Source organism: Bacillus salipaludis, assembly GCF_004358205.1.
Genome location: NZ_SMYO01000044.1, coordinates 1 through 10,676 on the forward strand (window position 1 = coordinate 1; position 10,676 = coordinate 10,676).

The window sequence follows — 10,676 nt, forward strand, 5'->3', positions numbered from 1 at the left end:
TAATAGTGCAAGCACGGTTCTGTGAGGGGGAGGAGTACAATCTACCGGAAGGTAGAAAGGCTCCCTTCTACTCGACTAGTTCAGGAAAATAATACAAAAAATCCCAATGCAGAGGACTGAATAATGTTATTATTTAGTAAATGGGTGGTTGTATGAAAGATGAGAATAAACCATTTAATGATGCAATAGACCATTTTAACGAGATTGAAGGAAATGCTGGTAACCCTTCTAATGCTAAGATAAACAAGTTACCAAAACCATTAAAATACTTTGGATACTTTATGATTGGTTTCATTTCATTATCCATTCTGTTAATGATTATATTAAATTTACTAAATTAACTAATACTGACTGGTGGCTTTTTCTTATTCAGCTAACGGGTGCTTAATGTAGTAATAAATAAGATCCCAATTTCTCTAATTTAATACAGAAAAATTGGGCTTTTTAGGCTAATAGGAAAGTATAAGTGCACTACGCCTCTGTCTTCGCCCTTAGGGGGCTCGCCAATCGGCGAGTTTTCTTTATATTGAAATTTCCTTAACGTTGTAAATCCACATTTTCTTGACGCTACCCCTTATTGAGTAGAGCGTACTAAATTAATAAACTTCCTAAGTCCTTTCGAGATTTGTTCTTCATTGGCATAGGAATAGCTTAACCGAAGCCATGAGGATGGCTCCTTTAAGGGGTCACATATTTGTCCGGGAACAAAGGATATTGATTGCTCCAGACTCTTGACCAATAAGTCTTCTGTTGACAGGTGGTCTGGGAGCTGTACCCATAAATTTAAGCCACCATTTGGGCTGGTCCATTGCCAATCTGTTACGGACAGTTTCGTCCTCCATGATTTCCTTTCGTATTTGCAGCGCAATTCGCAGTTTCTCAACATGTTGCTGTAGTCTTGGTGATGAAAAGTAATGCAGGAAAATCTTCTGATTTAAAAGCGGTGATCCATTATCGGCCAATGATTTTACTGCTAGCAGTGATTTCATCACGGAAGACTGACCGTTCATCATGACGGCTATTCGCAGCCCTGGTGATACATATTTGCAAAAGCTTTTGATATAAATCACCATGCCGGAAGTATCATAGGTATACATGGGCGGTGGCGGCTCTTGGTCAAAAAAGATGTCGTAGTAAGCATCGTCTTCTATTAACAGACAGCGGTAGTGCTCGGCTAACTGGACTAATTGCTTTCTTTGAGCCGATGGGACCGTGTATCCGGTTGGATTATGGAAGGTTGGATTCAGATAAAACAGACGAGGTTTGTGTTTTTTCATGATGAATTCAATCTGATCTAAATCATATCCGTACGGATAGATATCGACGCTTACAATATTGGCTCCTTGTGCTCGAAAAATATCAATGGCAGAACTATAGCTCGGTCGCTCTAAAAGGATAATGTCTCTTGATTTTACAAATGCCTGTGCTATCAGATGAATGGCTTGCTGGGAACCTGCCGTAATTAATAGCTGATCTGGATGTGTAATCGTTTTAAAATGCTGATTAAAATAGTCAGAAAGTGATTGACGCAGTTCATGATCGCCTTGAACGGTGGAGTAGGTGGAAAGAACCTTTGGGTAGAGATCAAAAACTTTTTTTACATAGTCCGATATGAAGCGATTTGGCAAAAGATTAGGGTCAATTAATGCCTGCGAAAATTGATAGGAAACAGGGACCTGATGGATTTCCGATAAATGATTTTTTTGCACATATGCAGAAACGATCGGATTTTCCAGGCTTTCAAATTTATTAATTTCACGGGATTGGACATAATAGCCGGATTTATCTTTGACATAGACTTTATTTTCCTGTTTAAGATGCTGGTAGGCCTTTAATACGGTTAAACGATGAACCTTCATCTCAGCGGCTAAATTTCTAATTGACGGGAGCTTTTCATTCTCTTTCCATTCATTGAGTTCGATTCGGTGTAATACATAATCGTATACTTGTTTAAATAAGTAATCTCTATTCATTTCTTTCCCTCCCAATCCCTTTGATTTTAGCATGTTTCTTCTTAATCTGTTCTAATGATTTTCATCTGTTCTATTATCCTTCACCTATAATGGAGCAAAAAGGAGGAATTGACATGGTATTGTTTGGTTATTTGTTTATGTGTCTGATTTTTAGTACAACATTTCTTGCGATAAAAATAGGGATTGATGCAGGCGTACCGCCTTTTTTCTCAGCAGGCATTCGCTTTTTTTTAGCAGGTTTGATTGTATTTGTCATTATGAGGTTAAAAAGAAAGACTACACTAAGGATGTTTTTTCGTATGGAGATGCTATTGTCGGGGATTGGGCTGACTTTTGGTACTTTTGCCACATTATATTGGGCAGAGCAGTTTGTCCCGTCAGGAACTGCAGCCGTCTTGTCAGCTACCGGGCCGATGATGATACTGTTGATTCAAACTTTTATTTTAAAAACGAAAGCAAATTCGAGTTCCTTTATTGGATGTTTTATAGGAATAGCGGGGGTCTTTCTCCTCATTTTACCGAGCTTTACTTTTCTTGTTAATTCCTTGGTGCTGGGCGGCTGTCTCTTAATTATGGCAGGTGAGGTGTTTTATGCATCAGGAACAATTTATTCGAAAAGGGTGATCAATCGGTTTGATAAAATTTCCCCGATTGCTTTAAATGCCGTTCAAATGATGCATGGCGGGATCCTGTTAATGATTTTGTCTCTTGTGACGGAGGATTTCCAAGTGTCTGCTTTAGTAAGTCCGGCAGCAATCGGATCGTCCCTTTATTTGATAGTAGTTGGATCAATGGGCGGACATAGTCTCTATTACTGGCTTGTCTCCAAGACAAACACGGTTTTCCCTTCAACCTGGCTTTTTGTTTCACCAATTCTTGCTATGGTGCTGGGAGTCGTTTTTTATCATGAAACTCTTTCATGGTTTTCTGGTATAGGTGCATTGACGATTATCCTTGGAACCATAATCATTTCGCTGCCAAATTTGAGGTCTTATCCGCACTCCTCAGTTAAAGTTTTAAGTGGCAGATAAAGAAGCACGGTGTTGGACACTTCCCCGCTGGAGGTGGCTTTAATAATGATTAGGATGAAATACTCTTAAACCAAACTTCATATTCGATTTGGAATTAAAGATTAATCTCAAAAATCGGGCGCTTTAATGGAGGAACGACAAAAGCCCAATTTCTCTATTGTCATACTGAGGAATTGGGCTTTTTAATATTGGAATATCCTTAACGTATGTTTTCAGCGTTTCGTTGGTGGCACTCCTTTGAGGACTTTTATTTAAAAGTGACAATTTACATAAGCTTTATGTTCTTAATTTTTTGTACATGCTTTTCGTGTATATAGGAGTAGTAGACCTACTCCTTTCATCCAGCACCTAGCTGGACTTTTTTTGTTACATTTCTCTAGGTAAAAACATAAAAAATTGTAAAGATAATCCTAATCCCATACCCCTCCGAATTAGAACACCCAAAAATAGGCCCAGTTTCGGCGTTGCTGTAACCAGGGGCAAAGTAGCAAAATGCTATTCCACAATCGGTCGCAATCCTGGAACAAGTATAAGAGCACACTTTTCATTTTAGGGCCAGATTGAGGAGGATCATTTTAAAAGAAAATTGGGTATTTATCGAGGAGATTGTGAAGAAATGTACTTAAACTATCGGGTGCAAGAGTTGAAGAACAGGGCTGTCGTTGCGGCAGCTTTTTCTTATTGCACTAATGGGGAGTTTAGTTGAAGATTGGTTTATCTTTTGTCCAATAGTTCCATTAAATTGACCAACTGTTTTGGGCTATATTCGCACTGCACATAAGTACATTCCTATAAATAGTGCATACGATAATTTGTATAAATCTATGAAGGGATTGAATAAGATGTACTATACCCCTTGGATGTATCCATACCCATATCAACCTAATGTTTATGGTGCTAATATCCCAATGTATAATAGTTATATAAGACAACCTGATTACTGGAATATTTATGATGACGCGAGAAACAAGGTAAAAGATTATGGGCGAAAACCATTTGTAGTCAATATTAATGAGGCTGCCAAGCAAAACAATACCTATCGAACTGCTTTATGGACAGGAAATCATTTGCAAGTTACATTGATGAGTCTTAAAGTTGGTGAAGACATCGGTTTAGAAATTCACCCTAACGTTGACCAATTTTTACGGATTGAACAAGGTCAAGGGATTGTTCAAATGGGCAACAGAAAAGATAATTTAAACTTTGTACAAAATGTTTATGATGATTTTGCCATTATGATACCTGCCGGAACCTGGCATAATGTTACCAATACAGGTAATACCCCTTTAAAACTTTATTCCATATATGCTCCTCCACAACATCCATCTGGTACGGTTCATTTAACTAAAGCCCAGGCTTTAGCTGCGGAATAAGACTAGAATATATCTTTTATTACTTAAGGGGGTAATATTGAAGAACTAGCTGCCGTATTGCAGCTTTTTTTATATAAGATATGCTATAGAATGCCTAATTACTGATTTATACGAGATATTAACAAAAAAGACCAGACGTATGTGTACGTGATCTTTTCTACTTTATACAATTGCTTAATGATTTTCTTTCATCTCACGTTCAAGTCTTGCAATTTTTTGTTGAATTTTTATTAAATTTTCTTCGGTAACACGAATTTGTTGTAGAACATTGATTTCTTGTTGTTTCATCATTTCTAGTCTTTGAGGAATAGTATCATCCCCATCCATTGACCAATCTACAAACTGTTAAATGTCCTTGATTATCATAGTAGCGTAATTGAGAAATGGATAAATGATTGATTTTTGCAACTTGTCCGATCGTATAATTCATAGAATTTCCCTTATCTTGTTTACCAAGGAATAATCCCATTTTTATTAAGGATTTTACCATTATAATTTGTTTCGCTTAAGGCGTATTTAACAATGATTTGTGCACCTTCCGCAGGTGTTTTTCCTCCTGGAGCATTGCCATTAAGGTCGGTAGTGGTAAAACCAGGTGTAACTCCTAAAATTTCAGGACCGTTTGTACCAAATTCTTTACCAAAGGCTAATGTTAAAGAATTTACAGCGGTTTTTGATGAATTATAGCCTAATATATTAAGTTGTCCAGCATCACCATTGTCAAACATCGTTTGTGAAGCCATATCGGTAGTGACGTTTACAATTTTCCCACCCTGAGATTTTTTTACTAGTGGTAAAAAGGTTTGAATCATTTGAAATGTTCCAAAGAAGTTAACATCAAATTCTTGACGCAGGGTTTCTAATTTTAATTCACTAGGCAATATACCGAAATCGAGTGCAATCCCTGCGTTGTTTATTAACAAATCTATGTGATCCGTAACTTCAAGGATTTTATTTATTGATTTTTGAATTGATTGTGTGTCTGAAATATCAACTTGAACAAATGAAACATTCGAAAAGCCTAAAGATTGTACAGCTTTTTGTCCGAGTCCTTCATTGCGGGCTCCTAAAAATACGTGATAATTTTTTTCTGCTAATTGACGGACAATCTCATACCCAATCCCTTTATTAGCACCTGTTACAAAAGCGAATTTTTTCATATATTATTTCCTCCAATGTTTATATTGATTAGATACAATTAAAAAGATACAACCTTAACCTAAGTTAAGGTCAAGGTGTTTTTTAGGGAAACGATAAAATCCTTTTAATCAGTAACATTATTCTTATTTATACAAGTAAAATTTCCTGCTGACTTGACTTTATAGTCGCAAATCTCAGCAGTTAAAATAGCTTATGTTAATAATCATCCTGCCATTGTTATGGGTCGGAAAGCAAGTGCATTTCCCAAAAAACTTGGTGCCCTTAAAAGAGGATTCCTGGCTTGATTAAGCTCATACTGATATCCCATAATTTCCGGGCAGAATCCTGGTCATTTGCAGTTTCAGTAGTTTCTGTTTCTTTGCAGTTAACAAAGAATTTACCGCTAACGCCAAGAACATTAGGAGAGGAAGCAAGATAGACTGGTGTAACTGCACCTTTTTTCGGATTAGTTGAGAACGTTTTGAATATCGTCCGTAGGATCCAAGGCATGTCATGCATAAGAATAGAGCGGATAATTCCAGGATGAAGGCTGTTAACGGTAACACACTTTCCGTCAAGCCTCTTTGAAAATTCCTTAGTAAATAAGATTAAACCTAATTTAGTAGGCCCTACTGCTCTGAAAAAAGCATAATTTTGTTTGGTCATAAGGTCATCAAAGTTCATTTTAATTCCGTTGTGCTTGGAGGCTACATTAATAATTCTTCCTTCACCACTTGCTTCAAGCGACTCCAGTAAGAGGTGGGAAAGGATAAAATGAGATAAATAGTTTGTGGCAAACGTGGTTTCAATTCCATCTTCAGTTTCAGAACGTTTTGCTAAAAAGACTGCTGCATTATTAATTAAAACATCTAACTTGTTATACTTTTTCTTAAATTGATCTGCTGCTTGTTTGACTGAACGCTGAGATGATAAATCAGCAAGAAGGAGATCTACTTGGGTATTACCTGTTTCTTCAATAATATCTTGAATCGCTTTTTTGCCACGTTCCTCATTTCTGCATAATATAACAATTGTTGCTCCTCTTTTAGCTATTTCCGTGGCTGTTGCTTTACCAATCCCTGAATTGCCACCAGTAATTAAACAAATTTTCCCCTTCATCGATTTCTCCCCTTCTCCAAGCAATTCACTTTTATTTTTTTTCAATCTTTTCAAACGTTTTTCCATGGATGGCATTTAAAACAGATTCAGATGCAAGAAAATCATGTGGGAATCCCAGGTCAATTTTGCTAGCTTCATTTAATTGGGTAAGATGAGTTTCTGAAAGACAGAAAGCCAAACTTCCAAGATTGTCTTTCATTTGTTCTTCTCGTTTTGCACCAATTAGCGGAATGACGGTACCAGCTTGTTGACGGACCCAGTTTATTGCAACTTGGGCAGGGGAAACTGCTAGTTCTTTTGCGATTTCTTCCACAACTGCAGCAATAGCCCGGTTGCGTTTATTTAAGCGTGCACTTTGAGGAGATAATCTCCCTTTTTCAGATGAAGGATTACTGTATTTTCCCGTTAGTGCACCGCCAGCCATTGGTGCCCATGCAGTAACCCCAATATCTAAAGCTCGTGCCATTGGTAATAAATCTCTTTCTGGAGTCCGCTGCAACAAATTGTACTCCACTTGCAAGCCGATAAACGGAGTCCAACCACGGAGTGTGGACAGCATATTAGCTTGTGAAACAATCCAAGCAGGTGTATCCGAGACTCCTACATAAAGAATTTTTCCGGAACGAACTAAATCGTCAAGTGCACGCATCACTTCTTCGACCGGTGTCATGAAATCCCAAGCATGAAGCCAAAGTAAATCAATATAATCGGTCTGAAGCTGTTTTAAGCTCTTTTCAACGGATTGAACAAGATTTTTTCGATGGTTACCGCCTCCATTTGGATCGTGTGGACGAGTGTTCAGTGTATATTTAGTCGCAATGACAAACTGTTCACGCTTTTCACGAATAAATTCCCCAACATATTTTTCACTTGTTCCATTCGTATAATTGACAGCCGTATCAATAAAATTCCCACCAGCTTCAACGAAAGCATTGAAGATTTTTTTGCTTTCTTCCTTAGAAGCGCCAAATCCCCAGTCTTCCCCAAACGTCATTGTACCTAAAGCTAATTCAGATACTCGTAAGCCGCTTCTTCCTAACAATTTATAATTCATTACAAGACCTCTTTTCTAATAGTTATTTTTCAAATGACATACCAGCTCTTCAGCACTTTCGAGGACTTGTTCGTTCGTTAAGAAGCGTACTCCCTGTTTCGTAAAAGTGGGCAAGAACCGCATGCCGGTCAAGTTGGCTGTTGCCTGAAATGGTTTGGTTAACTCGCTTATGCTGAAATGATTGTATCCGCCAGCTTGATAAGCTTCTTCAGGTCCGCCTGTTGAAATTACTAACATAAACTCTTTGCCGCGCAATTTCGTTCCTTCTGACCCATATGCCCAACCGTAAGTAAGAACTAAATCCTGCCATTGTTTTAACAAAGCGGGTGAACTGTACCAGTAGAATGGGAATTGAAAAACGATACGATCATGCTCCAATAGAAGCTGCTGCTCTTTTTCCACATCAATCTCAAATGTTGGGTAATGTGCATAAAGATTATGGACCGTAACATTTTCTTTTTGCTGAAGCCGGTTCATCCACGTTCTATTTACCTTCGATTGTTCCAGGTTTGGATGGGCTACTATAACTAATGTTTTCATTTTGATCACCTTTTCAATTGTTTGTACACGTAAACAAAAATCATAAAAAGGTATTTCAGTGGAAGAAATACCTTTATTTAAATATTTATATTAAGCTTCAATTAAGGATGGCTGAAGAACGTGATTTACATATGCTTTTGCATTTTCTTCAAGTTGTTCATCTGTGACATGCATAACACCATTCAGCACAAATAAAGGCATAAAAGTGGTACCTATGAGGTTGCTTGTTTGCTGTAAAGGAGTTGTTAAGGTCTCCATGGTAAAATGATTATAGCCAGTAGGCTGATAAGAATCTTCCGGTCCAAAGGTTGAAATCGCAAGACCTAGTTCTTTACCGTGAAGCTTGTCGCCGCCTTCGCCATATGCCCAGCCGTAAGAGAGCACTTCATCCTGCCATTGTTTTAACAAAGAAGGCGTGCTGTACCAGTAGAATGGAAATTGAAGAATAATACGGTCATGTGATTCTAATAGGTTTTGTTCGTGTGCTACGTTTATTTTCCCGTCTGGATACGCTTGATAAAGCGTATGAATCGTAATTTCTTCGTGTTTTTTTAATTCTTGCATCCAAGTGCGGTTTATTCGAGATTGTTCCAAATTAGGGTGGGTGATAATTACAAGAGTTTTCATTAGTAAGTCTCCTTTTGTATATTTTCTTTTCTAGTTTTGATTTCACTTATTGTTGCTCTTCCCGTGAAAATTAAATATTTGTACATACAAATGTAATTTTAAAAAATTTTACTTTTCTTTAAAGATAATTTCTGTTTCCGTATGATTTTCGAACATACTATAAAATGTATTCGCAATATTTTTAGCTGAGAAATAGGTTCCTTCTTGTACAAACCCATTTATCATTAATGTTCCAACGTAAATTCCTTTAGGGCTCAATTCTTGATGCAAGCTGTATGCTAAATTGCGAATACCTGCATTTCCAATCGCTAATGAAGCATAGTCAGCATAGGGTGAAGAGCTAATCCGCCACCGGTTAACAAAATGGTTCCATTTGGCATATAGGGAATTACTTCTTTTACACTAGTAAGAGCTCCAGCTACACTGATTTTAAAATCTTCTACTAATTGCTCAGCGCTTAATGTTGTTGGTTTGCCTGGTCTTCCTGCAGCAGCATTGTATAAAAGTACATCAATTTTTCCATAAGTTTTAATTACCGCATCAATAGCTGTTTTTATAGATTCTACTGAAGAGACATCCCCTGGAAATCCTGTTGCTTCAATCCCATCATTTTTAAGTTCATTATTTTTGTAATGACATACTGCGGGAAATCAGAGCAACTTTAAAACCTTCTGTTCCGAATTTCCTTGCTGTATTTAAGCTAATCCCTGATCCAGCACCGACAATTAGCAATATTTTTTCTGACATATTTAATCCTCCTAAATATTTGTATATACAAATGAATGGGTAAAAAAATTACAGTTCTCTTTCTAACTTATTGCTCGCTTCATGAAGAGTTTTACTTAAATCTTTACTGAACTCGCGTCCTAAGATTTCGGAATAACTATTAAACAATTCCTTTAAAGAAACCCGAAACTGCAGGTACACCTTTTCTCCTTCTTCAGTTAAAGAAATCAGTGTTTGTTTTCCATCCATTTTTCTGGTGACCAGCTTAAATTTTTCAAGTTTATCAATAAACCTCGTACTTGTGGAAGGTGCAATAGATAACTTATGACATAGTTCCTTCTGTGTGATTTCCGGATGGAACTTCACAATCATTATCATGTAAAGATATGAAGGTGCAAGGTCACCGAAATCAAATGTCTTTTCGGTTAATTTTGTAATGTTACGAGCAAAGCGGCTGGCTGTAAAGTAAAGACAATGAATTAATACCTGTTCTTCTTCATTCATTTAATCAAATCCTTTTATTCATTTGCATATACAAATTAACACAAAATTACATAAAGGTCAACTAAATCATATTTCTTGTTTCCATTAAAAAGTAAATTATAAACTTTGTTCCAAAACTTATTAAGATTACATGAAAGGGATGAAATAAAAGAAAGCATTGCTATTGCGTGAAAAAGCCAATGGAGAGACATGAAGGTAGAAGAAGTCAAAACAACAATTCCCGTCTAGGAGAGATATTAGTTGAGGTATATGCGGTTTGGATAAATCCTGTTGATTATAAAACATTTTTAAATTTTAAAATGCTTTTCTTATAATAACGGGGGTGATGCTTTATTAAGGAATCACCTTTCTTGTTTGATTTATGAAGAAGATTGTGAAGTATTGTACTTAAAGTAATGGGTGCTATAGTTTCATAACAAATGGGCTGTTTTCGGCAGTCCTTTTTCATTGCCGTTATTGAACTGATATGAACGAAACTGTCAACCCACCACACCCAAATGTTTTTATTTAGCGTTTTATTCAGTATGAATAGAGTTATTCCTTGTTCAACTTATAGACCAAATATCCTTTCGGATCTAGCTTGTCAAGG

Annotated in this window: 11 protein-coding genes and 2 pseudogenes; 3 read left to right on the forward strand and 10 right to left on the reverse strand. The window is 36.9% G+C overall.

All coding sequences use genetic code 11. The features are described from left to right. Positions 1-152: 152 nt before the first annotated feature. Positions 153-341 carry an amino acid transporter gene (locus E2K98_RS29165; RefSeq protein WP_127760412.1) on the forward strand — a complete coding sequence of 63 codons (189 nt, stop codon included), beginning with the start codon at positions 153-155 and terminating at the stop codon, positions 339-341. Between the two features lie 233 nt (positions 342-574). Here E2K98_RS29165 and E2K98_RS29170 read toward each other — a convergent pair. Continuing rightward, a pseudogene (locus E2K98_RS29170) lies at positions 575-2,006 on the reverse strand (aminotransferase-like domain-containing protein). A gap of 80 nt (positions 2,007-2,086) precedes the next feature. Between E2K98_RS29170 and E2K98_RS29175 the strand changes: the two are divergent. Beyond that, positions 2,087-3,004: a DMT family transporter gene (locus E2K98_RS29175; protein ID WP_133340385.1), complete on the forward strand. Its 918-nt coding sequence runs from the start codon at positions 2,087-2,089 to the stop codon at positions 3,002-3,004. An 842-nt stretch (positions 3,005-3,846) separates the two neighbouring features. Beyond that, positions 3,847-4,377, forward strand: coding sequence for a cupin domain-containing protein (locus E2K98_RS29180; RefSeq protein ID WP_133340399.1), 531 nt, complete (start codon positions 3,847-3,849; stop codon positions 4,375-4,377). Between the two features lie 174 nt (positions 4,378-4,551). On the opposite strand, the pseudogene E2K98_RS29185 reads toward E2K98_RS29180, so the two are convergent. The 9 genes and pseudogenes from E2K98_RS29185 to E2K98_RS29220 all read right to left on the reverse strand — a co-directional run bounded on the left by E2K98_RS29185 (position 4,552) and on the right by E2K98_RS29220 (position 10,087). Continuing rightward, positions 4,552-4,807, reverse strand: a pseudogene (locus tag E2K98_RS29185) (MerR family DNA-binding transcriptional regulator). Between the two features lie 19 nt (positions 4,808-4,826). Continuing rightward, complete coding sequence (locus E2K98_RS29190) at positions 4,827-5,537, reverse strand: SDR family NAD(P)-dependent oxidoreductase (RefSeq protein ID WP_133340387.1); 711 nt, start codon at positions 5,535-5,537, stop codon at positions 4,827-4,829. A 262-nt stretch (positions 5,538-5,799) separates the two neighbouring features. Next, positions 5,800-6,636, reverse strand: a complete 837-nt coding sequence (locus E2K98_RS29195; protein WP_165976431.1) for an SDR family oxidoreductase — start codon at positions 6,634-6,636, stop codon at positions 5,800-5,802. A gap of 31 nt (positions 6,637-6,667) precedes the next feature. Further along, positions 6,668-7,690 (reverse strand): aldo/keto reductase, encoded by a 1,023-nt coding sequence (locus E2K98_RS29200; protein ID WP_133340391.1) that lies wholly within the window; start codon positions 7,688-7,690, stop codon positions 6,668-6,670. 15 nt (positions 7,691-7,705) lie between these two features. Continuing rightward, on the reverse strand, positions 7,706-8,230 hold the full coding sequence (locus tag E2K98_RS29205; RefSeq protein ID WP_133340393.1) for an NAD(P)H-dependent oxidoreductase: 525 nt from the start codon (positions 8,228-8,230) through the stop codon (positions 7,706-7,708). A gap of 90 nt (positions 8,231-8,320) precedes the next feature. Next, positions 8,321-8,857: an NAD(P)H-dependent oxidoreductase gene (locus tag E2K98_RS29210; RefSeq protein ID WP_133340395.1), complete on the reverse strand. Its 537-nt coding sequence runs from the start codon at positions 8,855-8,857 to the stop codon at positions 8,321-8,323. Between the two features lie 308 nt (positions 8,858-9,165). Then, the gene (locus E2K98_RS31905) at positions 9,166-9,459 is read right to left on the reverse strand and encodes an SDR family oxidoreductase (protein ID WP_235824970.1); all 294 of its coding nucleotides are present in this window, start codon (positions 9,457-9,459) and stop codon (positions 9,166-9,168) included. A 19-nt stretch (positions 9,460-9,478) separates the two neighbouring features. Further along, positions 9,479-9,604, reverse strand: coding sequence for a hypothetical protein (locus E2K98_RS32170; RefSeq protein ID WP_268884150.1), 126 nt, complete (start codon positions 9,602-9,604; stop codon positions 9,479-9,481). A 48-nt stretch (positions 9,605-9,652) separates the two neighbouring features. Next, positions 9,653-10,087 carry a MarR family winged helix-turn-helix transcriptional regulator gene (locus E2K98_RS29220; RefSeq protein ID WP_133340397.1) on the reverse strand — a complete coding sequence of 145 codons (435 nt, stop codon included), beginning with the start codon at positions 10,085-10,087 and terminating at the stop codon, positions 9,653-9,655. Positions 10,088-10,676: the final 589 nt, after the last annotated feature.

Bases quoted from the DNA above. Each gene is read 5' to 3' on its own strand.
- E2K98_RS29180 (WP_133340399.1), top strand. From the start codon at position 3,847: ATGTACTATACCCCTTGGATGTATCCATACCCATATCAACCTAATGTT.
- E2K98_RS29190 (WP_133340387.1), bottom strand. From the start codon at position 5,537: ATGAAAAAATTCGCTTTTGTAACAGGTGCTAATAAAGGGATTGGGTAT.
- E2K98_RS29210 (WP_133340395.1), bottom strand. From the start codon at position 8,857: ATGAAAACTCTTGTAATTATCACCCACCCTAATTTGGAACAATCTCGA.
- E2K98_RS32170 (WP_268884150.1), bottom strand. From the start codon at position 9,604: ATGTCAGAAAAAATATTGCTAATTGTCGGTGCTGGATCAGGGATTAGC.
- E2K98_RS29200 (WP_133340391.1), bottom strand. From the start codon at position 7,690: ATGAATTATAAATTGTTAGGAAGAAGCGGCTTACGAGTATCTGAATTA.
- E2K98_RS29220 (WP_133340397.1), bottom strand. From the start codon at position 10,087: ATGAATGAAGAAGAACAGGTATTAATTCATTGTCTTTACTTTACAGCC.
- E2K98_RS29195 (WP_165976431.1), bottom strand. From the start codon at position 6,636: ATGAAGGGGAAAATTTGTTTAATTACTGGTGGCAATTCAGGGATTGGT.
- E2K98_RS29175 (WP_133340385.1), top strand. From the start codon at position 2,087: ATGGTATTGTTTGGTTATTTGTTTATGTGTCTGATTTTTAGTACAACA.
- E2K98_RS29165 (WP_127760412.1), top strand. From the start codon at position 153: ATGAAAGATGAGAATAAACCATTTAATGATGCAATAGACCATTTTAAC.
- E2K98_RS29205 (WP_133340393.1), bottom strand. From the start codon at position 8,230: ATGAAAACATTAGTTATAGTAGCCCATCCAAACCTGGAACAATCGAAG.